Source organism: Amycolatopsis sp. NPDC114478, from assembly GCF_055633805.1.
Genome location: NZ_JBVKDO010000007.1, coordinates 86,161 through 110,611, shown reverse-complemented (window position 1 = coordinate 110,611; position 24,451 = coordinate 86,161). Strand labels below are relative to the sequence as shown.

Here is a 24,451-nt window from a genome sequence, read left to right as displayed (position 1 = left end):
GCGTCAGAACACTGTTTCCCACTCACGACCGGGAGTCTGGGCTAGAACAGCGCCAGTGCCGAAGAAGACGCCTTCAGGCTGCCGAGGTGCCCGTGCCACAGGTGCGTGGGGTCGGCCTCGACGGCGGCGACGTACTCCTTCATCGCCGTCAGCGCCGCCGGCTCCTCGGCGTCGTAGACGTCGCCCTGGAGCATCTGGATGACGTCCTTGCGGTAGCGGTCGTCGTCGATGAACGCGGTGAACAGCACGTTCAGCCGGTAGTACATCGAGATGAAGTCGTACCAGATGTTGACGCCCTTGCGGAGCGTGTTGACGTAGTTGTCGAACCGCTCGCGGCGGAAGTCGCCGGCCTGGTGCGCGGCGATGACGTCCTTGGCCGCCAGGCGCGCGCTGTTCATCGCGACGCTGACGCCGCTGGAGAAGATCGGGTCGACGAAGCGGGCGGCGTCGCCGATGAGCACCAGCGAGTCGCCGGCGATCTGCTTCATGCCGTAGCTGTAGTCGCCCTCGGTCTTGAACTTCCGCACGCGCTCGGCGTTCTTCAGCGCGTCCAGCATCTCCGGCCGGGTGCCGACGGAGTTCCAGAAGAAGCCCTCGAGGTCGTCCTTGTGCTCCTTGAACTTCTCCTTCTGGGTGACGACGCCGATCGAGGTGATGGTCTCGGTGATCGGGATCTGCCAGACCCAGGTGTTCTCCTGCGGCAGGAAGTGCACGTGGATGTAGTCCGCGTCCTCGGGCCGGCGCGCCAGCGACGCGCGGTCGAGGCCCTCGAACCACGTGTGCACGGCGTACTGGTTGAAGACCTTGTCCGGCACCTTCACCTTGAGCTGCTGGCCCAGCAGCGTCTGGCGGCCGGACGCGTCGAGCACGCAGCGGACGGCGACCTCCACGGGCTGCTCGCCGATCTTGGCCTGCAGCACCGGGCGGTCGCGGTCGGTGAAGTCGACCCGGTTGACCCGGACGCCCTGGTAGACCTTCGCGCCGAGCTCCTCGGCGTGCTTGAGCAGCAGCGAGTCGAACTGGCCGCGGTCGACGTGCCAGGCGTAGACGCGGTCGACGCCGTCCTGGTCGCGCTCCTCGTAGGCGATCTCCGCGACGCCGAGGCCGTGCGAGCCGGCGTCGAAGTCCAGCGTGCTGGTCGGACGGGTGTCGGACGAGGTCCACGCGGCCCCGTACTTGCGGGGGAAGCCGGCCGCCTCGACCTTGCCGATGACGCCGATGTCGTGCATCACCGGGATGACCGCGGGCACGAGGGACTCGCCGACGTGCTCGCGGGGGAAGGTCTCCCCCTCGAAGACGGCCACCGAAAGGCCGGCCTTCGCCAGGTAGGAAGCCGCCGTGGAACCGGCCGGGCCGCCGCCGATGATGCCGACGTCGTAGTCGTAGGACACGGGTTCTCCGTTTCTGGGTCGGGGAAGGGGTCAGGCGACCGGGGCGCGCAGCGACGTCACCAGGTCGGCGATGCTTTCGATGTCCTTGAAGTGGCGGGCCACCATCTCCGTCGGCGGGACGCGCACGGAGAACTCCTCACGGATGTAGGCGACCAGCCGGGTGGTTTCGATCGAGTTCAGCAGACCCCAGTCCAGCAACGGCGTGGTCGTGGTCAGCTCGCCCACGTCCTTCCCGTCCAGCAGGTGCTTCTCGACGAACTCAACGAGCTTTCGCGTGATGTCGACGCGCTCGTCGTCTGCCATGGTTCTTTCCTCCAGTGACGGCACAGGTCCACGCACGGGTTCGTGCAGGATCAGTCGGTGCCCGCGTCGTGCGTGGCCTTGTTGCGCGAGCCGCGGCGCGGGCGCTCGAGCAGCACGGTCTCGGCGTTGATGTGCTTGCGCGGGGCGAAGGCGACGTAACGGCCGCCGGACATCTTGGCCTTGAAGTTCTTCATCCAGCCGTGGTGCCCGAAGTTGCCGAACTTGTCGAAGCCGACCAGCGAAATGCCGCTGCGGTCGTAGTGCCCGCCGACGAGCAGGCACCACTGCCGGTAGTCCGGGTATTCGTTGGTCAGGTGGCGGTAGGTGAGCACGAAGGCGAGGTAACGGCGGAAGTCCATGCCGTCCAGACCCTCTTCGTCGTAGACCCGGGAAATGGCCTGGGTGCTCTGGCCGAGCATTTCCGGGATCGGCGAGGCCGAGCAGACGAGCCAGTGCGACTCGTCGGTCATCGGGCTCTTGATCATGTTCTGCTCGACTTCCCAGCGGAAGTTGGTGTTGAGCTTCCCGGTCTCGATCATCTGCGCCTCGGAGATCTCCTGGGGCACGTAGATGAGCATTTCGTTGGTGGCCTCGAGCTCGTCGATCTCGGCCTGCGTGAACGGGCAGGGCTTCACGGCGATTTCAGTGGTCCCATAGACTCCGTAAACCATGTCTTCGAGGTTCTCGGGCATGCGCATGAGCGACCGTCCTGAATTCCATTTATCGCGTGGCTGGATGTGGCGTCGATTGGTTTTAGCACGGAGCCGACTGGGGAAATGCTCAGTAGAACTGGGACTTCTCCGTGGAATCCATCAGCGCGACGGTGTTGCTGGACGGGTTCACGACCGTGCTCACGAGGTCGAAGTACCCGGTCCCCACTTCGCGCTGGTGCCGCGTAGCGGTGTAGCCGGCCGCCTCTGCCGCGAACTCGCGCTCCTGCAGCTCGACGTACGCCGTCATGCCTTCCTCGGCGTAGTCCCGCGCCAGCGCGAACATCGAGTGGTTCAACGCGTGGAAGCCGGCGAGCGTGATGAACTGGAACTTGTAACCCATGTGCCCCAGCTCGCGCTGGAACTTCGCGATCGTCGCGTCGTCGAGGTGCTGCTTCCAGTTGAACGACGGCGAGCAGTTGTACGCCAGCAGCTGGTCCGGGTACTCGGCCTTGATCGCTTCGGCGAACCGGCGTGCGACCTCCAAGTCCGGTTTGGACGTTTCCATCCACAGTAGATCCGCGTAAGGCGCGTAAGCCAGGCCGCGCGCGACGCACGGCTCGATGCCGCCGCGGACTCGGTGGTAGCCCTCGGGCGTGCGCTCGCCGGTCAGGAACGGCTTGTCCCGGTCGTCGACGTCGCTGGTGATGAGGTTCGCGGCCTGGGCGTCCGTGCGGGCGATGACGAGGCTCGGGACGTCGCAGACGTCGGCGGCCAGGCGCGCGGCCTGCAGTGTGCGGACGTGCTGGGACGTCGGGATGAGCACCTTGCCGCCGAGGTGGCCGCACTTCTTCTCCGCGGCCAGCTGGTCTTCCCAGTGCACGCCCGCGGCGCCGCCGGCGATCATGCCCTTCATCAGCTCGAACGCGTTGAGCACGCCGCCGAAGCCCGCCTCGGCGTCCGCGACGATCGGCGCCAGCCAGTGCGGCGCGTCCTTCTCGTCCTCGGCCCAGCTGATCTGGTCGGCGCGCAGCAGAGCGTTGTTGATCCGGCGCACGACCTGCGGGACGGAGTTGGCCGGGTACAGGCTCTGGTCCGGATAGGTGTGGCCGGACAGGTTCGCGTCGGCGGCCACCTGCCAGCCGGAGAGGTAGATGGCCTTGAGGCCGGCGCGCACCTGCTGCACGGCCTGGTTGCCGGTCAACGCGCCCAGCGCGTGGACGTAGTCTTCGCTGTGCAGGAGGCTCCACAGCCGCTGCGCACCCAGCCGGGCGAGCGTGTGCTCTTCGGTCACGCTGCCGCGCAGCCGCAGGACGTCCTCGGCGGAGTAGTCCCGGCGGACTCCGCGCCACCGGGGGTCCTCGGCCCAGGACCGGGCCAGGTCGGCCGCCGCGGCTTCGCGGGGCGGCGCTGCGGTTACGGTCATGTCGTTCTCCTGACGTACGACGACGCGCGGCTCGTGGACGAGACCATTTAGCACCGCGCGAGCCCCGCCGAGCGCCACCCCGGAGCCAGGACGAAGCATTCCCCTAGTTCTTGCCGCGGGGCCCCGGCCGTCGCCGTGACCGGGGCGGATACTCGGTTCACGAGCCACCTCGCGAACGGAAGGCGTTTGATGGCAAAGGATCTGCGGACATTCCTGGCCGAGCTGGACCCGGACCAGGTGAAGGTCGTGCGCAAGCACGTCGACCCCGAGTTCGAGGTCACCGCGCTCGTCGACCGCATGGAGGACGACCCGGCCTACCCCGGCTTCCCCGCGGTGCTGTTCGAGAACGTCGGCGGCTCGGAGATCCCGCTGCTCATCAACCTGCACGGCACCTACGAGCGGCTCGCCCGCAGCATCGGCGCGGACGTCCACTCGATGGTCCCGGAGTACGCCCGGCGCGAAGGATCGGGGATCAAGCCCGTCACCGTGAACACCGCGCCGGTGCAGGAGGTCGTGCTGACCGGCGACGACATCGACGTCGGAATGCTGCCGCTGCTCAAGCACCAGGAGTTGGACGCGGGCAAGTACATCACCTCGGCCGTGACCATCTGCCGCGACCCCGACAGCGGCAAGATCAACGCGGGCATCTTCCGCCACCAGGCGCAGGGCCGCGACCAGGTCGGGATCCAGGTGAACCCGGCCCACCACACCGCTTACGTGCTGCGCAAACTGCGTGAGCAGAAGAAGCCGATGGAGGTGGCGCTGGTCATCGGCCACCACCCGGCGCTGCTGATGGGCGCGGTGTCCAAACTGGAGGGTATCGGCGGCGAGCTCGACGTCGTCGGCGGGCTGCTCGGCGAGCCGCTGGAAATGGTGCCTTGCAAGACGGTCGACCTCGAGGTGCCGGCGCACGCGGAAATCGTCATCGAGGGTGTGATCGACACCGACCCGGACGCGACGGCCGTCGAAGGCCCGTTCGGCGAGTACCCGCGGTTCTACACCCGCACCGGCCCGCAGCCGTACGTGAAGATCACCGCGATCACCATGCGCCGCAAGCCGATCTTCGTCGACGTCTTCAACGCCCACACCGAGCACAGCATGCTCGGCGGCCTCCCCCGGATGGGCAGCATCCACCGCCGGGTCAAGGAGGCGGTGCCGACGGTGACCGGCGTGCACCTGCCACTGTCCGGGATGGCGCGGTCGCACCTGTACCTGTCGATGAGCAAGCGCGTGGAGGGCGAGCCGAAGCTGGCGGCCTGCGCGGCGCTGGCGGTCGATCCCCTGCTCAAGCACGTGTTCGTGGTGGACGACGACGTCGACGTGTTCGACGAAGTCGAGACGCTCTGGTGCCTGGCGACGCGCTTCCAGGCCGACCGCGACCTGACGATCATGCCGGGTTTCCTCGGCGGCCAGCTCAACCCGGTGACCTACGGGCACAACCGGGACGAGAAGGGCCCGATGGAGACGAAGCTGATCTTCGACTGCACGAAACCCGTGCCGCCGGCGGTGTTCCCGCCGTCCTGCCGGGTACCGCCGGAGGTGGTGGCACGGGTGGACCACCGCGTGCTGCTGGAGGACGGGGACGCGCTGGCGTCCTATCTGGACTGAAGATCGCCCGCACCGCCATTCGACGCCGGTGCGGGCGATCTTCCACCAAAACGAAAGGCCCTTCCGAGGAAGGGGCCTTTTCACTGGGGTGCCGGACCGTGCCAGCGTTCGACCAGCTCGTCCGGCGGCTTGATGCCCAGCACGTCGCACAGCCGGCCGACCTGGTGGTCCACCAGGTCCCCCAACGACTTCGGGCGCCCGTAGAACGCCGGCATCAGCGGCGCCAGGATCCCGCCCATCTCCGTCACCTGCGTCATCGCGCGCAGGTGACCCAGGTGCAACGGCGTCTCCCGCAAAGCGACGACGAGCTTCCGCCGTTCCTTCAATGTCACGTCGGCCGCCCGGACCAGCAGACTGTCGTTCTGCGACCAGGCAATCGCCCCGAGACTGCGCACCGAACACGGCAGCACGATCATCGCGTCGATCGGGAACGACCCGCTCGAAATCGGCGCCGCGATGTCCCCGGGCCGGTAGACGCAGTCCGCCAGGGAAGTCACGGACTCCGGTGTCCAGTCCGTCTCGAACGCGATCGTCTGCCGCGCCGCCGGCGTCACCACCAAGTGTGTCTCGACCTCCGGCATGCCCTTGAGGATCTCCAGCAGCCGGATGCCGTAGATCGCGCCGCTGGAGCCGGACATCCCGACCACCAGCCGGAACGGCTCAGTCATGCTTCGCCCGCCTCCGCTCCGCCTGCTGCTCCTTGACGACCTCGACCGGGCCGCGCCGGGCCTCCTCCTCGACCATCCGCCGCCACTCGGTCAGCGAGACGTCGGGGCGGTACAGCCGCTCCGGCGGGGCGTCGGTGACCTCGACCATCAGCCGGTCCTCGTCGTTGAACATGCCGTGGAACACCCAGCGCGCCCACGTCCAGTAGTAGAGCCAAAACCGCCGGTTGCGCCACTTGCCCTGGTTCATCACGGCGAGCTGGACGTACGTGTGGTCTTCCGCGGTCGCCGCGACCCACCACTCGAAGTGCGACCACTCCGCGTACTTCACCCGCAGCGTGCCCGGCAGCCGCAGCGACACCTTCGTCTTGTTGCCTTCGCGCCGGCGGTACCACTTCTTCTTCGGGAAGTCACCGAGGCCGGGAAAGGAGGCGCTGTAGTGCATCTTGTCCTTGCGGCGGGTGATCCACGGGCCGTCGCGGATCACCTTCATCTCGCTCCACACCGGCATCTTCACGCGCTTGGTCCACAACGCGTTGCGGTGCAGCCATTTCGCGTGGCCGTCGTCGAACCCGTTCTCAGCGCCGAAGCGCCAGTTGCCGTCGCGCACGGTGATCCGGCCGACGACGATCGCATTCGGGTCCAGCAGCTCTTCGGGAACGTCGTCCTCGAAGGGACGCGCCGGGCCGTCGCCCAGCCACAGCCAGACCAGGCCGCGGGCCTCCTCGACCGGGTACGTCCGCACGGTGACCTTGCCGCAGATCGGCGACTCGGGACCGTCGGTGATCGCCGCGACCAGCACACCGGTCTCCAGGTCGAACGTCCAGCCGTGGTAGCAGCAGCTCCACGTGCCCGGGAACTCCTGCGACGACATGTCGTGGCTCAGCGGGACCCCGCGGTGCGGGCACCGGTCGTGCAGCGCGCGGACCGCGCCGCCGTCGCGGATCAGCATGATCTTCTCGCCGAGCACGCGCACCGCGCGCGGCTTGCGGCCGATCTTGCGCGACCACGCGACCGGGTACCAGTACTCGCGGAAGCCGAGCGCCGCCTTTTCGTAGCGCGGCCAGGTCGACCAGTCCCGGCGGCCGGGGCCGCCGACGGTCGCCTGCCGCCGCGCGGGTGGGGCCTCGTCGCCGACGGTGTCCGTCATCGGTCTTCTCCTCGACTGGTCGCAGGGAGTTCACGCAGTTCGGCGCGGTGCCGGGTGGTCACGTCCACCACGACCCCGATGAGCAGGTCGACCAGCCGGCGCATGGCGGGCAGGTCCGCGACGCCCATGGAGAACCCCGCGAAGGGGCTCGGCACGGCGGCGGGCGGCAGGCCGATCCGCGCGGTCGGGATGCCGTGCCGGCGCAGCACCCCGCCGTCGGACAGGCCGCTGCCCGGCTTGCCCGGCACGTGCGGCCGACCCTCGACGTCCTCCCAGGCCCGGATCAGCCGGGTGACGACCGGGCTGTCCGCGGGGGTGGCCGAGCCGGCCTGCCCCGCCACCAGCTCGACCTCGACGCCGACCGCGGGTTCGGCCGCGCGCAGCTCGGCGACGACCGCCTCGAACTGGCCGGCGACGTCGTTCACCGTGGTGCGCGGGTTGACCCGCAGGTCGACCCAGAACTCGCAGGTCGCCGGGTTGAACGCCGGTTTGGTGCCGTCGCCGGCCCGGATCGCGGTGATCGCGCCCTGCGGCGCCACCTGTCCCGAGGAGTTGCGCGCGGTGTACTCGGCGAACCAGCTCTCCAGCCGCCCGATCATCCGGGCGGCGGCGAGGATCGCGTTGGTGTAGTGGCCTTTGTGCCGGCTGCCGGTGTAGCCGACCGAACCGCGCACGACGACGCGGAAGATCGCGAACCCGACCTCCTCGTGCACCACCGAGTAACCCGGCTTGAGCACGATCGCGAGGTCGGCGGAGCACTGGCCGTGGTCCACCAGGAACTGGGTGCCGACGTTCATGCCCGAGTTGCGCCGCGAGGACGTCTCACTGCCCAGCACCGGCATGCTGCCGCCGACCAGCGCGACCACCAGCTGCCCGTCCAGCGGTACGCCGCAGCGGTGCACGGCGAGCGCGGCGGCCAGCGCGCAGCTGGCGAACGCCTTCGGGTTCTCCGCGCCGAGCCCGACGACCTTGTCGCCGTAGCGCTGCGCGGGCAGCGTGAAGTCGTCGCGGGGCCGCTCGCCGAGCCACGGCGAGTCCTCCCGGCCCGGCGCGAACGCGGTGTCGAGCGGCGCGAGCAGGAGCAGCTGCGCCCCCGCGCGGCCGGTGCCGACCCGGGTGACGAGGTTGGCTTGGCGCTCGTCGATGGACTGCAGCCGGCTGTCGAGCCCGGACGAGGTCATCACGTCGCGGAAGTACTCGGCCAGCTCCCGCTCGCAGCCGGTCGGGCTGGGGATGTCGGTGGCGGCCTGGCACAGCAGGGCCAGCTCGTCCTCGTCGACCTCGGCGCGGGCGGCCTTGACCCACTCCCGCTGCCACCCGGACAGCTTCGTGATGTCCGGGTCGATGGCGTCCGGGGTCATGACGTCTTGATCTCGGTGCCGGTCACGTGGTGGTGGCCCCACAGGCTGGTCGGCCCAGCCAGCTGCCGCGTCGACCACCCGTCGGTGTCCACGTCGAGACCGTCCCAGCCGTACTCGATCTCCCAGCCGGACGGCGTCTCGAGGTAGAAGGACACTGCTCGGTCGTTGCTGTGCCGGCCCAGCGTGCGCGTGACGATCCGGCGGTCGTAAGCGACGTCGATCGTCGAGCCGACGTCGTCGAGCGTCGTCGTCTCCAGCATGATGTGGCGCAGGCCGGGCTCGTCGGTCTCCACCAGCGCGATCGAGTGGTGCCGCGGGTTGCAGTGCAGGAACGCGATGAAGCCTTTGAACGTGTCGCTGACGCCGAAGCCGAGCGTGTCCACCAGGAACGCCAGCGTCTCGGCGTAGTTCGTGACGCCGACGACGGCGTGGCCCATGCCGTGCTCGCCGGTCCGGTAGCCGTCGAGGGCGCGCGTCAGGCGCAGCGGCCGGAAGTCGGCTTCCTGCCCGTAGCACAGCTCGTGCCGCAGCCCGGACGGGTCCTCGAGCCACAGCATGCCCGCGACGCGCCGGTCGGCGCACTCCGCCGCGGTCGCCCGGGTCACCGCGACGCCGGCCGCGACCAGCTCGCGCTCGAGAGCGGCCAGGTCGGCGGCGCTCGCCACCTCCCAGCCCAGCCACGACAACCCCTCGGTGTCGCCGTGGCGGACGTCGAAGCGGTAGGCCCGTTCGTCCATGCGCAGCAGCAGGCGCCCGTCGTCGACCCACCGGCCGGGCAGGCCGAGGACGTCCGCGGCGAACGTCTCCCAGGCCGGCAGGTCCTGAGTGGACAGTCCGGCGTAGGCGAGACTGCGGATGCGCATGGGGTCCGTCCTCCTGCTGGTCACTCCGCGCCGCCCAGGAACCCGAGCACCACGCGGTCGTGGTCGTCCGGCTGCTCCCACTGCGGCCAGTGCGCGGCGTCGGCGACGCAGTGGAAGGCCGCGCCGGGGATGAGTTCCGCGATCCGGCGGCCCACGTCGGGCCCGCTGCCGGGGTTGTGGTCCGACCACAGCACGAGCGTCGGCACGCTCACCGTGGCGAGCCGGTCCTCGGAGATCCGCCGGTTCGGCCCGGAGCCGAACCCGAAGGAGTTCTCGAACACCGTGCGCAGCGCGGCGTTCGTGGCCGGCTCGGCGTAGATCCGGCGGCGGACCTCGACCAGCTCGTCGGTGACGCGGTCGGGGGTCGCCATCAGCCACTCCAGCCGGGTGCGGATGGTCTCCGGCGTCGGGTTCCCGATCGCGGCCAGCGACCGGGCGCGCAGGGCCTCGCGCCCCTCGGCCGGTCGTTCGTTGACCGAGCCCGGGTCCCACTTGATGCCGGCCGTGGTGTTGAGCACCAGCTTCCCGACGCGGTCGGGGTGCTCCAGCGCCAGGGTCAGCGCGACCCAGCCGCCGAGCGACTCGCCTTCGAGGTGCGCGCGTTCGATGCCCTGGGAGTCGAGCAGGTCGAGCACCTGGCCGACGTAGCTGCCGACGGCGTCGTGGGTGAACTCCGGCTTGGCGGAGAAGCCGTGCCAGAGCAGGTCGATCGCCATCGCGCGGTAGTGCTCGCCGAGCCGGGTCACGTTGCGCGCGTAGGCCTCGGCGTGCCCGCCGACCCCGTGCAGCAAGACCAGGGCCTCGCCGTCACCGGCCTCGATGACGCGGGTCCGGTGCTGGTCGCCGAGGTAATGGGTCCGGCTGCCGAGCAGGTCGGTCCAGATGGTCACCTCGGTACTCCCAACGGTCGGCGGGCCCGGCCGGGACCGGTGGCGCGGGTGTTCGTGGCAGGGGCGGCAGGACTCGAACCTGCAACCGTCGGTGTTGGAAACCGCTGCTCTGGCCAGTTGAGAGCTACACCCCTTCGCGACCGGTTTCCCGGTGCGAGATCATTGTGCGACGGAACTTTTGGGGAAGTTCCTAGCTTGCCGCCGCGCCGAACCGGTCCGGGGTGAAGACGTCCACCAGGGCGTCGGGCTCGCCGTCGACGATCCGGGCCGCCAGGGCCTTGCCGAACAGCGGCGCCAGCGTGACGCCCGCGCTCGCAACGGCCTCGTAGTACCCCGGCACAGCCGCCAGCGGCCCGACGCTCGGCAGCTCGTCACGCGCACACCGCGCGTCGACCACCTCGGCCGTGCGGACGGTCGCGGTCCCCAGCAGCGGCACGACCTTCGCCGCCCGGTCCAGGAGGTCCTTCACGAACTCCGGGTCGGGCGTCCCCGAGCGCGGGGGCAACCCGCGGTCGACGCGGTCCGAACGCAGGACCACGCGCCCGGGCCCGTCCGGGCGGATGCTGACCTCGGGGGCGCGCAGGATGTACGGCAGCGGGTCGCCGTCGACCAGCAGGTGAGCGATCAGGCTGCGCCGCGGCGGCCCGAGGAACGGACGCGCGCCGGCCAGCGCGCCGATCTCGTCCGCGGCCGAGCCGGTGGCGTTGACCACGACGTCGGCCTCGATGCGGCGGCCGTCCGCGAGCCCGGCACCGCCGGACACCGACGTCACCTCGGCGTCCAGTTCCAGCGTGGCCCCGAGGGAAACCGCCTGGTCGAGCAAGTGCCGGGTGAAGGCGACCGCGTCGATCCAGCCCTCGGACGGCAGGTACGCGACCGGTCCCGATGAGGGGAGGACCACCGACGTGCCGTCCGCGGCGTACTGCTCGACCGGGCAGCCCCACTCCTCGAGCTGGGCGAGGTAGCCGGTGAACGACTCGTCGTCGGTCCACGCGACCGTGCCGGTGCGGTGCCACCAGGGCGCGGAGTCCCCGGCCAGGGCCGTGTGCTCGGCGATGCCGGCCTGGTTCAGCTCGAAGTACGACTTCGGGAAGCGCCGGTAGGCCGTCGCGGTGGCGAAGCCGACTTCCGTGGTGCCCGCGGCGGGCCGGTCCGCGCGGTCGACGCAGTGCACGCGCGCCCCGCGCCGGGCGAGGTGGTAGGTCACCGCGGCGCCGATGACCCCGGCGCCGATGACGACCACCCTCGGCGCCATCAGTAGAGCCCTTCCGGCGCGGCCTGGCTGACCTGCAGCGGGCGGACGTTGTAGACGCCGTCGACCGGCCACTCGCCCTTGGTGTCGTAGCGGGTGGCCTCGTCGCGCTCCAGCAGGTTGGGCAGGAAGAGGTCCTCGTGCAGCACGGTGAGCTTCAACTGTCCTTTGTCGACGTTCTTCCGGAAGTCCGCGGGGTCCACAACGGACATCGTCACCTGCGGGTAGGTCGGGGCGTACGGCAGGATCGCGCCGCCGTCCTCGGGGTGCAGGCTCACCGCGTTGCCGAAGGTGTTGCCGTAGCCCGACCGCACGAGCCCGCCGTCGAGGGCCTTGACGAAGTCCTGGTACATCCGCGGGCTCATGTGCGTACCGCCCAGGCGCACGCCGTCGAGCGCGGCGACCAGCTCGGGCTGGCGCGCGATCAGCTTCTGCAGCAGCGCGGGCGTGGTGTTGAGGTAGTGGACGTGCTGCGAGCGCAGGATGTCGACGATCTGGCCCAGGACGTGGTCGGTGTACTCCCCCAGCTCCTTCATCTTGCCGGCGCGGATGAGCTGCTTGATCCACCGCGGGTCCATGTCGATGCCGTACACGAGCCCAGCGAGCTGCTCGGACAGCTCGATCGCGCCGTTGCCGATCTGGTGCGGCCCGCTCGGCGTCGCCTGCAGCCAGGTGCGCCCGGCCCGGTAGCCGTCGAAGAGGTACGACCAGCGCCGCCACTCGACGCGGTGGGTCATCATGTCCTCGGTGTAGAACACGCGCACCGGGTCGCCGGTGGTGCCGCCGGACTCCCAGACGCGCCCGATCAGCGGCCGCGGCACGATCCGCGGGACCAGGTCGGCGGGGTCCAGGCCGCGCAGGTCGCCGGGCGGGAACGGGCCGAACTCGGCGAGCTGGTCGTACCGCGTGATGTCCATCGGGTCGAAGGACAGCTCGGTGGCGCGCTTGAGCCAGTACGGGCTGCCGAGCTCCGGGTTGAAGTGCCGCCGCACCACGTGCCGCGTCCACGCGTCGAGGTCGAGGGACAACCAGTGGTCGGTCAGGCTGGCACGTTCGTGCGTGCGGGTGCTCACGGTCTCTCCTAGCTTCAGGGGGCGACGAGGTCGACGGCGTGGTCGTAGATCGCGGTCATGGCTTCGGTGACGTGGTGCGGCTCGGTGATGCGCACGACGGGGAACGGGAAGTCGAGCACGCCGGCGGGCAGCGTCGGGCCGAGCACGAACGCGAGCCGGACTCCCCGGGCCCTCATGCCGGCGCAGACGTGCGGCAGGCTCATCGTCGTGGTCTTGTTGCGCTGGAACAGATCCCGGACCTCGTCGGCCGTCGTGAGAGCGCGTTCTTCGAGGAACGAGCAGACCGGGATCCGCGGGTCGGCCACGGTCATCGCCGCCACGGTCGGCGCCATGAAGTCGGTCGCGTACCGGCGCAGCGGCGAGTGGACGGCGAACGGCTGGCCGTCGATGACGCTGACCAGGCCGGGCGGGCTCTGCGCGACGAGCTTCCCGAGGGCCTCGGCCGTGCCGCTGAGCATGAGCAGCCGCGCGGTGCCGTCGGCGAGCACGCCGAAGTCGCCGCCGAGGTACACGCCCGGACGCCGGTCGCCGTAGTAGTACGTGGGGTCTTCGGTGACCGGGAGGAAGGCGATGGCCGCGCCCTGGGCCGGGGGCGCCGGGTCCGGCAGCGGCGTCTTCGCCTCGCGCACCAGCAGGTCGAACAGGGTGCGGCGGTCCACCGAGCCGGCCACGGAGCTCGCGATCAGGCCGCCGAGGCTGATGCCGCCGGCGACGCCGGGGTGGATGCCGGACTCGGCGAGGACGTCGTGGATGCCGAACGCCAGCGCGGCCAGCCGGATGCCGGCCAGGCTGAAGCGGTCGTGGTCGTTGCGGGGTTCGAACTCGCCGCGCAGCAGCACGCGCGGTTCGAGGCCGGTCCAGTCGCGGACCTCTTCGTACGTCCGGCGCATCGCCGGGTAGGCCTCATAGAGGTGCGCGCCGTGGTCCGGGTCGGGATCGGAGATGTTCGCACCGAAGAGATACCCCAGAGTCACCGAATTCCCCTTACGCACGATCCGACGCGGTTGCCGCGACGCTACTGACCGGGTGGTGGGTGCCGCCGGGCTAGCACCCGGGCTCTAGGCAAAACCTCAGCTCCGGGCCCGGGAGTTCTTAAGGGTTATCCCAGGTTTGGCTTGCTAGGGCGGGTATCGCGGGTGAGGCGGGTGGCTCGACGCTGGCGGCTCGACAGCCCATCCGTCGGAGGGATCAGAACGTGGAGTATGGCGTCTCGCTGTTGCCGGACTGCGATCCGCGGACCACGTCCGCCTCGCAGTACTTCCAGGACGTGCTGGAGGTCAGCGTCCTCGCCGACCGGCTCGGCCTCGACTACGTCAAGATGACCGAGCACTACCTGCGCTCGTACGGGGGGTATTCGCCGAGCCCGCTGGCGTTCCTGTCGGCCGTGGCCGCGCGCACGCAGTCGATCCGCCTGATGACCGGCGGCATCCAGGCGTCGTTCCACCACCCCATCCAGATCGCCGCGCACGCGGCCCAGGTCGACGTGATGAGCGGCGGCCGCCTGGACGTCGGCTTCGCGCGGGCGTTCCTGCCGTACGAGTTCGAGGCGTTCGGCGTCGACATGGACACCAGCCGCGAACGCTTCCTGGCGACGATCGAGGCGGTGGTCCGGTTGTGGTCCGAAAAGGACGTCACCGAGAAGACGCCGTTCTTCGAGTACGAGAACGCGAACTCGCTGCCGGCCCCGGTGCAGCAGCCCGGGCCGCCGGTGTGGGTGGCCGCGCTGGCGACCCCGGCGAGCTTCGACTGGACCGGCCGCAAGGGCTTCAACCTGCTGATCAGCTCGACGCAGCTGAACGAGATGGCCCGCAAGCGGGAGTACGTCGAGCTGTACCGCAGCGCCTTCCTCGAGCAGCACGGCGATTCCGGTCGCAAGCCGAAGTTCGCGGTGAGCATCCCGCTGCTGATCGCCGACAGCGACGAAGAGGCCCGCGATCTGGCGGTGCCGTACATGGTCAAGTCGTTCAACGCGTTCAAGGAAGCGATTCTCTCCTGGCACAACGTGGAATCGCCCGCGTACGAGGGCTACACGGCGATGGCCCGTCAGATGGCCAGTTTCGACCTGGAGACCGACGGGCTGGAGGCCAAGGCGGTCGTCGGCTCGCCGGACACCGTGCGCGGGCGGATCGAGGAGGTGCGGGACGTGCTCGGCCCGGACGTCATCCTGTGGAACCTGGACTTCGGCGGCCAGCCGGCCGAGACGATGAGCCGCACGCTGAACCTGTTCGCGGACAAAGTGATGCCCGCGTTCGCCTGACTCCCCTGGAGAGCGCGGAAGGCCCGGTGACCGAGTCACCGGGCCTTCCGTCGTGCGGTACGGGGTCAGCCGCTGAAGCCGAGGCCGCCCTGGGCGGCGATCATCGTCAACCGGATGCCGCGCAGCGCCTTCTCCAGGCCCGGCGCCACCTCGCCCACGCGGTCGGTCAGCTCTTCGATGCGGTCCTTGTACTCGCCCTTGCTCTCCTTGCGCGTCACCACGCTCGGCACCGTGCCCGCCGCCGCCAGGGCCACCAGTGCGGCGTCGTCCGCGCCGATCTCGGCCGCCGGCGTCGAGCCGTGCAGAACCTCGACCGCGTGCTCCTGCAGGGCCTTCGCGATCGCGGGGTCCGTCAGGGTCACGTGGGTCTTCGGCACGACGCCGAGGACCTTCTTCTCTTCGAGCACGAGCAGCTTCTGCTCCACCAGCTGCTCCTCGATCTCTTCGAGGGTCTCCTTGTAGTCGTGCCGGATCCACGACTTCCAGCTGCGCTTTTCGTTGCCGATCTGGGCCAGCAGCCGGTCGAGCACCGGGTCGCCGGTCGGGTCGGACTTCACCAGGACGGCGTCACCGTCTTCGTCGGCGACGTTCCCGCGCAGTGCCAGCTCGGTGAGCACGCCGGCCCGGGTCAGGAACGCCGTGCGCGTGCGGTCGTAGAGGTCTTCCTTCTCGACGTCGTAGGCGAGGAGGTAGGCGCGGTAGTGAACGGAGGTCGGCGTGTCGGTCATGTCGGTCACCCGTTTCTGTGGCATTGCGTACCACTCGATCTTGACGGAGCGGAACCGGTGCGGAAAACGGCCAAAGGTTGACAACCGGTGACGGAAGGTTGTCGGTTCACAACCTTAGTTGTTCCGGCGGGCGGAGTAACCGGGCTTAGCAGTCTCCCCAGACGTCCGCCGATCGGGTGGACTCGCGCCCGACCGGGCCGTTAAGAGAAAGGGACCACTCACCACTATCCGCAATGGACGGCTCATGACCGCTCGAAGTGCCAGGCGTGGGGTGCTGTTCCTCTCCCTCCTCGGCCTGCTCGCCCCCGTCGTGCCCGCCGGCGCCGCACCGCAGGCGGTTCCGGCCGTATCCACCCTCCAGCAGGTCGTGCCGGCCCCGGTGTCGGTGACGCCGGACCCGGCCGTCCGCTACCGGCTCGGCCCGGACGCGGTCGTGTTCACCTCCGGCGGCGCCGACGCCCACCAGGTCGGCGACTACCTCGCCGGCCTGCTGCGCCCGGCGACCCGGTTCCGGCTCCCCGTCATCACCACGCCCGCGCTGCCGATGGCACTGCCCGGGATCTCGCTCGTACTCGGCGGTGCGGACCCCCGCGTCGGCGCCGAGGGCTACCAGCTCGACAGCACCGCGTCCGGCGTGACCATCCGGGCCGCGCGGCCCGCCGGCCTCTTCAACGGCGTCCAGACACTGCGCCAGCTCCTGCCCGCCTCGCTCAGCGGGACGCTCACGGTGCCCGGCGGCCACATCCTCGACTACCCGCGCTACGCCTACCGCGGCGCCATGCTCGACGTCGCCCGGCACTTCCTGCCGGTGGCCGACGTCAAGAAGTACATCGACGACATCGCGCTGTACAAGGTCAACAACCTGCACTTCCACCTGACCGACGACCAGGGCTGGCGGATCCAGATCGCCGGCTGGCCGAACCTGACCGCGAAGGGCGCGAGCACCGGGTCCGGCGGCGGCGCGGGCGGCTTCTACACCCAGGCGCAGTACCGCGACATCGTCGCCTACGCGCAGAGCCGGCACGTCACGATCGTGCCGGAGATCGAGATGCCGTCGCACTTCGGCGCGGCGCTGTCCTCCTACGCGGAGCTCAACTGCGACGGCGTCGCGGTCCCGGTCTACACCGGACTCACCCCGGCGCCGAAGTCGGACCTGTGCGTCGACAAGCCCGTCACGTACAAGTTCATCGACGACGTGCTGACGCAGGTCGCGGCGCTGACCCCGGGCGGCTACCTCGACGTCGGCGGCGACGAGATCCAGGACCTCACCGACGCGCAGTACACGGCGTTCATGAAGAAGGTCGCGCCGATGGTGGCCAAGCTCGGCAAGAAGCTGCTGGGCTGGGCCGAGATGCTCACCGCGACGCCGCCGCAGGGCGCGACCGGCGAGTTCTGGATCTACGACGGCACGCAGAACCAGGTCGGCGAAGCCAGCCAGAAGGGCGCCAAGCTGATCATGGCGCCGTGCGTCTACACCTACCTTGACATGAAGTACGCGCCCGGCGTCCCGGCCGGTGACCTCGGCCTCGAGTGGGCGGGCGACATCAGCGTCCAGGCCGCCTACGGCTGGGACCCGACGGCGGTGGTGCCCGGCGCGCTGACCTCGAACATCGACGGCGTCGAAGCTCCCTTGTGGACGGACACCGTGCGCAGCCTCGACGACGCCCGCTACCTCGCCTTCCCGCGGCTGCCGGCGATCGCCGAGATCGGCTGGTCCCCGCAGGCGAGCCACGACTGGACGTCGTTCGCGTCCCGGCTGGCGGCTCAGGGTCCGCGCTGGACGGCACTGGGCGTGAAGTTCTACCCGGCACCGGAGATCCCGTGGCAGAAGAACTGAGGTCCACCATGGCGAACAAGGACGGGCGGGTCTGGGAGGCCTACTGGACGGACCTCCCGGACCGCGCGGGCGCGGCGTTCTGGGACTGCGAGCCCGCCGACGGCGCGGCCGCGCACGCCGAGCTGTTCAAGGCGCACTTCGACCCCGCGCTGCCGCTCGTCGACCTGGGCTGCGGCAACGGGACCCAGACCCGGTACCTGGCCGGGCTCTACGACCGGGTCGTCGGCGTCGACATCGCCGAAGCCGCGTTGAACCGGGCGCGGACGGAGAACGGCGCGGACAACATCTCCTACGAGCTGCTCGACGTGCTGGACTCCTCGGCGGTGGCGGCGTTCCGGTCGCGGTACGGCGACGTGAACATCTACCTGTCGGGCGTGATCCACCAGCTGCCGGTCGACCGGCGGGTGGCGTGCGCGCGCAACCTGGCCGTGCTGGCCGGGGCGCGCGGGTGCGTGTTCAACCAGGAGCTGACGCCGGCGAGCTACACGTACATGCAGCAGCTCATCGCCGACCCCGCCAACGACCTGCCGAAGCTGGAGCGCGTGTCGATCTACTTCGGCATCGGCCTCCAGCCGGCGGCGGGCGAGGCGGAGCTGGAGACGGTGTACGAGGTGGCCGGCTTCACCATCGTGGACGGCGGCGAGCTGCTGCTGCGCACGACGGAGGCGCTGGCCGACGGTTCGAACCTGAACCTGCCGACCCACTACGTCCTCGCGCGGAACTCCTGAACACGAAGGTAAGGGCGGTCCCGGCTCCGGGACCGCCCTTCACCGTTTCCCGGTCAGTGCACCGCGGCCAGCTTGGCCCGGTCGGTCTTGCCGTTGGCCGTGCGGGGCAGCTCGTCGGCCACGCTCACCTCGTCGACGATCATGTACTTCGGCAGGTGCGCCGCGCAGTGGGCCTTCATCCCCAGCAGCGTCACGCGCTCGCCGGGGCGCGGGACGACCACCGCGCGCAGGCGCGCGTCGATGCCCGTTCCCGCGACGACCACCGCCACCTCGGCCACCGCCGGGTGGCGGGCCAGGGCCGTCTCGATCTCACCCAGCTCGATGCGGTGGCCGCGGAGCTTGACCATCGCGTCGCGGCGGCCCGCGTACTCGAGCTCGCCCGCCGCGTCGTACCGGCCGAGGTCGCCCGTGCGGTAGCCGCCCAGCTGCGGCGGCGCGCCCCAGTAGCCCAGCATCACCGTCGGGCCCTCGGCGACGATCTCGCCCTCGGAAGACAGCGTCAGCGTGGCACCCGAGCACGCCCGCCCGATCGGCAGGCCACCGGTGCGCGCGAGGTCCGCGTCGGTCACCTCGTAGCTGGTGACGACGTTGGTCTCGGTCGGGCCGTACCAGTTGAACAGCCGGACGTCCGGCCACGCGCGGCGCAGCGTCTGCACCCCCGCGATCGGGAACGGCTCCCCGGCGAAGACGCAGACCCGCAGCGACGCCGGGGCCGGCCGGTCAAGGAGGCCGCCGTGGCGCATCATCAGCAGCAGCGCGGACGGCACCGAATACCAGACGCTGATCCCGCGCCCGTGCAGGAACTCCGTCAGCTCGGCAGGCGAGTACGACAGATCCGAACCGGCCAGGTCCACGGACGCGCCGGCGAGGAACGCGCCGTAGAGGTCGAACACCGACAGGTCGAAGTTGAACGGCGCGTGGTTGGCCAGCCGGTCGCCCGCGTGCAGGCCGGTCTCGGCAGCGGCCCACTCGACGAACGCGAGCGCGTTGCGATGGCTGATCAGGACGCCCTTCGGCGCGCCCGTCGAGCCGGAGGTGTAGAGGATGTAGGCGGGCTCGTCCGGCCCGACGTGCTCGAGCGGCGGCGGTGTGTCGCTTGTGGACAGTTCCTCGAACGAACTGAGCGGTGGTGGGTTCGGGCCCCAGTCGGCCGCCGTGTCGGTGACGACCAGTGCCGGCGTGCAGCCGTCGGCGATGAGCCGCACCCGCGAGACCGGGTTCGACGGCGCGACCGGCACGTAGACCGCGCCCAGCCGCAGTGCCGCCTGCATCAGCGCCACGACCTCGACGCTCTTCTCCGCCCAGATCAGCACGCGGTCGCCGCGGCGGACCCCGGCCGCGTGCAGCCCGGCGGCCTGGCGGCCGGCCAGCTCGTCGAGGTCCCGGTAGGTGACGGTCGTGTCGCCGCAGTGCACCGCCGGCGCGTCCGGCGTCCGCTCGGCCGCGGCGAGGACCAGTTCGTGCAGCATCACAACCCCAGTTCCATCGCGACGAGCTGCCGTTGGACGTCGGACGCGCCGGAGAAGATCGTCCCGCCGATCGCGTCCCGCAACGCGGCCTCGATCCCCTGTTCGCGCAGGTAGCCGCGGCTGCCGAACAGCTGCACGGCGTCAGTCGCGCTCGCCACCGTGCCTTCCGACACCGCGAGCTTCGACAGCGCCGCGAACAGCGCCGCGTCTTCGCCCTGGTCCAGCGCCCAGCACGCCCGGTACAGCAGCAGGCGGGCGCTTTCGGCCCGCAGCTTCATCTCCACGACCCGGTTGGACACCGACTGGAACTCCGCGAGCCGCTTGCCGAACTGGCGGCGGTCGCGCACGTGCTCGAGGCAGCGCTCGATCAGCCGGTCCTGGACACCGAGGTACAGCGCGAACAGGCAGGCGCGTTCCCAGCCCATCGAGTGCTGGAAGATCGCCGAGCCCTGGCCGGGTTCGCCGAGGACGGCGTCGGCGGGCACGAAGCAGTCGGTGAAGGTGATCTCGCAGGCCAGGCAGCCTTCCATGCCGAGCTTGCCGAACGGCTCGCCTCGGCTGATCCCGTCCGAACGAGCGTCGAGGGCGAACGCCGTGATGCCCCAGTGGCCGGCGGCCGGGTCGGTGACCGCGTAGGTGACCAGGACGTCGGCGACGGGACCGTTGCTGACGAAGCTCTTGACGCCGTTGAGCCGGTAGCCACCGTCGACGGGGGTCGCTGTGGTCCGCAGCGCGCCGACGTCGGACCCCGCTTCGGGCTCGGTCATCGCGTTGCCCGCGATGAGGTCCCCGGCCGCGAGACCGGGCAACAGCCGTTCGCGGACGGTTTCCGGTGCGAAGTCGACGATCGGCATGGTGCAGGCGAACAGGTGCGCGGCCGCGCCGAAAACCAAGCCGGTGTCGGGGCAGCCCCGCCCGGCGGCTTCGAACACCCGCGCCGTGTCCAGGGCGGTCAGGCCGCCTCCGCCGTGTTCGGTGGGCACGCTGGCGCCGAGGACGCCGAACTTGCCGAGCAGCGCCCAGTTTTCGCGGCTGAACGCATACTCGGGTGCGGCCGGGAAGGCCGCGCGGGTGTCGGCTACCGTCCGGTCGTAGCGCTGCCGCTGGTCCGCGGTCCAGCCGAAGTCCATCCGCCACCTCCACGAGTGTCCGCGCCCGAGGCTAACGGCGGGATGTCTGGCGAAATCCCTGAATGCGCGGTGCGAGCATGGCCGGTGTGACCCGACACGTCGTGCTCTGCACCCTGCCCGGCTACGGACACGTGACGCCCGTTCTGGACGTCCTCGGCGAGCTGGTCCGGCGCGGCCACCGGGTCACGGTGGCGACCGGCAGTGCGTTCGCCGGCCGGGTCGCGGCGACGGGCGCCCGGCCGGTCGGGTACGACGAGCGGGCCGACGACCCGGGTTCCCATCGGCTCGCGGCGGCGCTGACCGGCGCGTCCAGCTGTCTCGAACCGCTGGCGCCCGTGCGGAAGCTCCTGGCGGACGACCCACCTGACGTGCTGGCCTTCGATTCGACGATGTGGATCGCGGGGCGCGTGCTCGCCCACGACGTCCCGTGCCCGACGGTCCAGCTTTCGGCGTGTTTCGCTTCGAACGAGCACTACTCGCTGCCCGCGCACGTCGCGCGTTACCCGGCTCCGGAGTCCACAGTGGACTCCTACGACTTCGTCGCCGACCTTCAAGGCCTGCTCGCGGCCGAAGCTCCCGGCCGGACCGCGGAGGAGTTCCTCGACGACGCCCGCGACCACAAGCTGGTCCTCATTCCCCGCGGCTTCCAGTACGCGGGTGAGACGTTCGACGACCGGCACACGTTCACGGGACCGTGCTTCGGCCCGCAGCGGCCGCTGACGGGCTGGGAACCACCGTCCAACGGGAACCCGGTGCTGCTGGTGTCCCTGGGGACGTCGGCGTTCAACGACCAGCCGGACTTCTTCCGCCAGTGCGCCCGCGCGTTCGCTTCGCTGCCCTGGAACGTCGTCATGACCCTGGGCGGCGGCGTGGATCCGGAGTCGCTGGGCGAGCTGCCGCCGAACGTCGAGGCGCGGCAGTGGGTTCCGCACCCGGCGGTGCTGCGGCACGCGTCGGCCTTCGTGACGTCGGCGGGCATGGGCAGCGTGATGGAGGCGTTCTACTGCGGGACCCCGCTCGTGCTGGTGCCGATGCACGGCGAGCAGGAGGTCAACACCGAGCGGGTGGTGGAGCTGGGCCTCGGGGTCCGGCTCCCGCGCACCGAGGTGACCCCGGAATCGATCCGCGACGCGGTCCTGAAAGTCGCGGCGGACGAAGGCATCGGCGCCCGCATGCGGGCCATGCGCGAGCACACGCGCGAAGGCGGCGGCGCGGTCACCGCCGCAAACCGCATCCTCGCCCTCTGAGACACCGAAGGGGACCTCCCACCACGGGAAGTCCCCTCCGGCACAGCGAAAACATCAGCCGGAGTCGCGCTTGCCCATCAGGGAGAACGCCACCACCAAGGCCACCGCGACCCACGTCAGCAGCGTCCCGCCGCCGGTCAGCGGCCCCAGGTACGTCGCCGAGTCCGTCTTGAGCTGGGCCGTGCTCAGCTGCTCCGCGGCCGACGCCGGGAAGTACGCCAGGATGTCGCGCTGCACCCACGCCGGCAGCAGCGCGCCCAGGATCGCCGGGGCGAAGATGAAGCCGATCGCCGTCGCGATCGCGCCCGCCGCGCTGCGCATCATCACGCCGAACGACAGGGCCAGCAGCGCGAACGCCGCGAACTCCGCGCCCCAGCCGAGGAGGCTGCGCAGCACGCCGGGACCACCGAGGCCCAGCGTGGGGATGTTCGGGTTGATGCCGAGGACCAGCTGGCCGATGAAGAACGCCGCCGCCGCGAACACCGTGCCGAGCGCGAACGCCAGCAGCCCGACGACGACGGCCTTCGAGACCAGGACCCGGCCGCGGTGCGGCGTGATGGCCAGGGTCAGGCGCATCATCCCGGTCGAGTACTCCCCGGACACCGCCAGCACGCCGAGCACCGAGATCAGGATGAGCCCGAGGTTCATCCCGACCATGGCGGTGCCCGCGGAGTCGAAATCCGCGGTCTGGCCGGCGGGCAGGTTCTGGTAGTCCTGCTCGGTCAGGAAGCTGAACAGCACGGAGAACCCGACGCTGACGACGGCCGCGGCGATGACGACGATCCAGGTCGACCGGACCGACCGGAGCTTCGTCCACTCGGCGGCGAGCGTGTTCGTGATGCCGGGCGCGGTCTTCGTTTCCGGCAGCGAGGCCGTTGCGGTCGTCATGTCAGTCCGTCCCTTCCGACGCGAGCGCCCGCACCGTCTCGAGCACCTTCTCCTCGGCCGGCGGCGCGCCGCTGTGCGACCGGTACTGCACGCTGTCCTTGGTGAGGTCCATGAACGCGGCCTCGAGGCTGGCGCGGACCGGCGTGAGCTCGTGCAGCCCGAGCCGGCGCTCCAGCGCGAGGTCGCCGATCTCCGGCGCGTCCAGCCCGACGACGTTGAGCGACCCGTCGTCCAGCTTCGTCACCTTGGCACCCGCGCGTTCGAGGGCTTCGGCGAGCTCGGTCGCCTTCGGCGAGACGACGTGGACGTGGCTGCGCGCGCTGCGCTGGGTGAATTCGGTGATCGGCATGTCGGCGATCAGCTCGCCGCGGCCGATCACGATGACGTGCTCGGCGGTCTCTTCCATCTCGTTCATCAGGTGGCTGGACACGAAGACCGTCCGACCTTCGGCGGCGAGGTCCTGCATCAGCGTCCGGATCCAGTAGATGCCCTCGGGGTCGAGGCCGTTGACCGGCTCGTCGAACAGCAGGGTCGGCGGGTCGCCGAGCAGCGCCGTCGCGATGCCGAGCCGCTGGTACATGCCGAGGGAGAAGTTCGCGACCTTCTTGCCCGCGACGTCGCTGAGGCCGACGGCGTCGAGCACCTCGTCGACGCGCTTGCGCGGGATGCCGCCGGCCTGCGCCACCCACTGCAGGTGCCGGTAGGCGGTGCGCGCGCCGTGGACGGCCTTGGCGTCGAGCAGCGCGCCGACCTCGCGCATCGGCGCGGGCAGGTCGCGGTAGGCCTTGCCGTTGACGGTGACCGAGCCGCCGCTGGGGGCGTCCAGGCCGAGGATCATCCGCATGGTGGTCGACTTGCCCGCGCCGTTGGGGCCCAGGAACCCGGTCACGACGCCGGGCTTGATGTCGAACGACAGCCCGTGGACGGCCGTGGTGTCCCCGTACCGCTTCGTCAGATCTCGTGCTGTGATCAAGCGCCTGCTCCGTACTTCGATACTTCGATCCTGTGTGCCTGGGTCAAGTGAACCGGCTGCCACGGCCGTCCTGCTACGGCACAAGGTGGCTTGTCGCCGCAACCAAAGTTGCAACCCCCGGACCCGCGTGATCTTCCCAGCACGCGGTGCGACCGGCAACTCGGGAACGTCAACTTTCGATGGTCGAATGACGACTTTCGAGGACTCACAACGCAGTTCGCGCTGTGCTTGAATCGAACCCAAGCAATTCGTCGTCGAGTGTTATCGAGGAGTTTCCCATGGCCAAAGAACAAGGCGGCCGCCCGTTCGTTTCCCTCGTCATGGGGCTGATCCTGGTCGCGGGCGGGATCGCGATCATCCTCAACGCGGGCGAGCACACCATCGGCGTGATCGGCGGCGCGGTGACGATTCTCGCGGGCTTGGCGTTCTTCGTCCGCAGCGCCACCTCCCGCAAGACGACGGCCGCGGGCCGGCGCCGGTTCTTCATTTCCTGAAAGCACTTCCGGACGGGCTCGGCGGCCGTCCTGGTGTCCCGGTCGGGGGGTCACCAGGACGGCCGCTT

23 protein-coding genes and 1 tRNA gene are annotated in these 24,451 nt (G+C 70.2%); 6 read left to right on the top strand and 18 right to left on the bottom strand.

What is annotated here, in order from left to right; genetic code table 11:
- Window positions 1–41: 41 nt before the first annotated feature.
- The 4 genes from ACZ7OH_RS21310 to aceA all read right to left on the bottom strand — a co-directional run bounded on the left by ACZ7OH_RS21310 (window position 42) and on the right by aceA (window position 3,770).
- On the bottom strand, window positions 42–1,391 hold the full coding sequence (locus ACZ7OH_RS21310; RefSeq protein WP_400904828.1) for an NAD(P)/FAD-dependent oxidoreductase: 1,350 nt from the start codon (window positions 1,389–1,391) through the stop codon (window positions 42–44).
- Window positions 1,392–1,421: 30 nt separating this feature from the next.
- Window positions 1,422–1,694 (bottom strand): acyl carrier protein, encoded by a 273-nt coding sequence (locus ACZ7OH_RS21305; RefSeq protein ID WP_285480534.1) that lies wholly within the window; start codon window positions 1,692–1,694, stop codon window positions 1,422–1,424.
- Between the two features lie 50 nt (window positions 1,695–1,744).
- Window positions 1,745–2,365 (bottom strand): hypothetical protein, encoded by a 621-nt coding sequence (locus ACZ7OH_RS21300; RefSeq protein WP_470282346.1) that lies wholly within the window; start codon window positions 2,363–2,365, stop codon window positions 1,745–1,747.
- Window positions 2,366–2,474: 109 nt separating this feature from the next.
- Entirely contained in the window at window positions 2,475–3,770 is a 1,296-nt protein-coding gene (gene aceA / locus ACZ7OH_RS21295; RefSeq protein ID WP_470282345.1) for an isocitrate lyase, read from the bottom strand.
- Window positions 3,771–3,959: 189 nt separating this feature from the next.
- Between aceA and ACZ7OH_RS21290 the strand changes: the two genes are divergently transcribed.
- Window positions 3,960–5,378, top strand: coding sequence for a UbiD family decarboxylase (locus ACZ7OH_RS21290; RefSeq protein WP_470282344.1), 1,419 nt, complete (start codon window positions 3,960–3,962; stop codon window positions 5,376–5,378).
- Window positions 5,379–5,458: 80 nt separating this feature from the next.
- Here the strand turns inward: ACZ7OH_RS21290 and ACZ7OH_RS21285 are convergent, their stop codons facing one another.
- The 9 genes from ACZ7OH_RS21285 to ACZ7OH_RS21245 form a co-directional block, all read right to left on the bottom strand.
- Entirely contained in the window at window positions 5,459–6,046 is a 588-nt protein-coding gene (locus ACZ7OH_RS21285) for a UbiX family flavin prenyltransferase (protein WP_470282343.1), read from the bottom strand.
- Window positions 6,039–7,193, bottom strand: coding sequence for a Rieske 2Fe-2S domain-containing protein (locus ACZ7OH_RS21280; protein WP_470282342.1), 1,155 nt, complete (start codon window positions 7,191–7,193; stop codon window positions 6,039–6,041). Before ACZ7OH_RS21280 ends, ACZ7OH_RS21285 begins: the two co-directional genes overlap by 8 nt.
- A complete protein-coding gene (locus ACZ7OH_RS21275; protein WP_400904812.1) occupies window positions 7,190–8,554 on the bottom strand; it encodes a M20 family metallopeptidase in 1,365 nt (454 codons plus the stop codon). Before ACZ7OH_RS21275 ends, ACZ7OH_RS21280 begins: the two co-directional genes overlap by 4 nt.
- Window positions 8,551–9,417, bottom strand: a complete 867-nt coding sequence (locus tag ACZ7OH_RS21270; RefSeq protein WP_470282341.1) for a VOC family protein — start codon at window positions 9,415–9,417, stop codon at window positions 8,551–8,553. Before ACZ7OH_RS21270 ends, ACZ7OH_RS21275 begins: the two co-directional genes overlap by 4 nt.
- 20 nt (window positions 9,418–9,437) lie before the next feature.
- Window positions 9,438–10,307 (bottom strand): alpha/beta fold hydrolase, encoded by an 870-nt coding sequence (locus ACZ7OH_RS21265; protein ID WP_470282340.1) that lies wholly within the window; start codon window positions 10,305–10,307, stop codon window positions 9,438–9,440.
- Window positions 10,308–10,362: 55 nt separating this feature from the next.
- Window positions 10,363–10,441, bottom strand: a tRNA-Trp gene (locus tag ACZ7OH_RS21260).
- A gap of 56 nt (window positions 10,442–10,497) precedes the next feature.
- A complete protein-coding gene (locus tag ACZ7OH_RS21255) occupies window positions 10,498–11,562 on the bottom strand; it encodes an NAD(P)/FAD-dependent oxidoreductase (protein WP_470282339.1) in 1,065 nt (354 codons plus the stop codon).
- Window positions 11,562–12,632, bottom strand: coding sequence for a hypothetical protein (locus ACZ7OH_RS21250; RefSeq protein ID WP_470282338.1), 1,071 nt, complete (start codon window positions 12,630–12,632; stop codon window positions 11,562–11,564). The genes ACZ7OH_RS21255 and ACZ7OH_RS21250 overlap by 1 nt, the downstream gene beginning before the upstream one ends.
- A gap of 14 nt (window positions 12,633–12,646) precedes the next feature.
- Window positions 12,647–13,606, bottom strand: coding sequence for a hypothetical protein (locus ACZ7OH_RS21245; protein ID WP_470282337.1), 960 nt, complete (start codon window positions 13,604–13,606; stop codon window positions 12,647–12,649).
- Between the two features lie 221 nt (window positions 13,607–13,827).
- Here ACZ7OH_RS21245 and ACZ7OH_RS21240 point away from each other — a divergent pair, with 221 nt between their 5' ends.
- Window positions 13,828–14,889 carry an LLM class flavin-dependent oxidoreductase gene (locus ACZ7OH_RS21240; RefSeq protein ID WP_470282336.1) on the top strand — a complete coding sequence of 354 codons (1,062 nt, stop codon included), beginning with the start codon at window positions 13,828–13,830 and terminating at the stop codon, window positions 14,887–14,889.
- Between the two features lie 65 nt (window positions 14,890–14,954).
- Here the strand turns inward: ACZ7OH_RS21240 and ACZ7OH_RS21235 are convergent, their stop codons facing one another.
- Window positions 14,955–15,617: a GOLPH3/VPS74 family protein gene (locus ACZ7OH_RS21235; protein ID WP_470282335.1), complete on the bottom strand. Its 663-nt coding sequence runs from the start codon at window positions 15,615–15,617 to the stop codon at window positions 14,955–14,957.
- 244 nt (window positions 15,618–15,861) lie between these two features.
- Here ACZ7OH_RS21235 and ACZ7OH_RS21230 point away from each other — a divergent pair, with 244 nt between their 5' ends.
- Together ACZ7OH_RS21230 and ACZ7OH_RS21225 are read left to right on the top strand one after the other, a co-directional pair.
- Window positions 15,862–17,454, top strand: coding sequence for a beta-N-acetylhexosaminidase (locus tag ACZ7OH_RS21230; protein ID WP_470282334.1), 1,593 nt, complete (start codon window positions 15,862–15,864; stop codon window positions 17,452–17,454).
- Window positions 17,439–18,182, top strand: coding sequence for a class I SAM-dependent methyltransferase (locus ACZ7OH_RS21225; protein ID WP_470282333.1), 744 nt, complete (start codon window positions 17,439–17,441; stop codon window positions 18,180–18,182). Before ACZ7OH_RS21230 ends, ACZ7OH_RS21225 begins: the two co-directional genes overlap by 16 nt.
- A 53-nt stretch (window positions 18,183–18,235) precedes the next feature.
- On the opposite strand, the gene ACZ7OH_RS21220 is transcribed toward ACZ7OH_RS21225, so the two are convergent.
- Both ACZ7OH_RS21220 and ACZ7OH_RS21215 read right to left on the bottom strand, forming a co-directional pair.
- The gene (locus ACZ7OH_RS21220) at window positions 18,236–19,651 is read right to left on the bottom strand and encodes an AMP-binding protein (RefSeq protein WP_470282332.1); all 1,416 of its coding nucleotides are present in this window, start codon (window positions 19,649–19,651) and stop codon (window positions 18,236–18,238) included.
- Entirely contained in the window at window positions 19,651–20,781 is a 1,131-nt protein-coding gene (locus ACZ7OH_RS21215) for an acyl-CoA dehydrogenase family protein (RefSeq protein ID WP_470282331.1), read from the bottom strand. Before ACZ7OH_RS21215 ends, ACZ7OH_RS21220 begins: the two co-directional genes overlap by 1 nt.
- Before the next feature lie 86 nt (window positions 20,782–20,867).
- Between ACZ7OH_RS21215 and ACZ7OH_RS21210 the strand changes: the two genes are divergently transcribed.
- Entirely contained in the window at window positions 20,868–22,028 is a 1,161-nt protein-coding gene (locus tag ACZ7OH_RS21210; protein WP_470282330.1) for a macrolide family glycosyltransferase, read from the top strand.
- Between the two features lie 54 nt (window positions 22,029–22,082).
- Here the strand turns inward: ACZ7OH_RS21210 and ACZ7OH_RS21205 are convergent, their stop codons facing one another.
- Window positions 22,083–22,916: an ABC transporter permease gene (locus tag ACZ7OH_RS21205; RefSeq protein WP_470282329.1), complete on the bottom strand. Its 834-nt coding sequence runs from the start codon at window positions 22,914–22,916 to the stop codon at window positions 22,083–22,085.
- Window position 22,917: 1 nt separating this feature from the next.
- Window positions 22,918–23,889: an ABC transporter ATP-binding protein gene (locus ACZ7OH_RS21200; RefSeq protein WP_400904776.1), complete on the bottom strand. Its 972-nt coding sequence runs from the start codon at window positions 23,887–23,889 to the stop codon at window positions 22,918–22,920.
- A gap of 278 nt (window positions 23,890–24,167) precedes the next feature.
- Here ACZ7OH_RS21200 and ACZ7OH_RS21195 point away from each other — a divergent pair, with 278 nt between their 5' ends.
- Window positions 24,168–24,383 (top strand): hypothetical protein, encoded by a 216-nt coding sequence (locus tag ACZ7OH_RS21195; protein WP_400904774.1) that lies wholly within the window; start codon window positions 24,168–24,170, stop codon window positions 24,381–24,383.
- Window positions 24,384–24,451 lie beyond the last annotated feature (68 nt).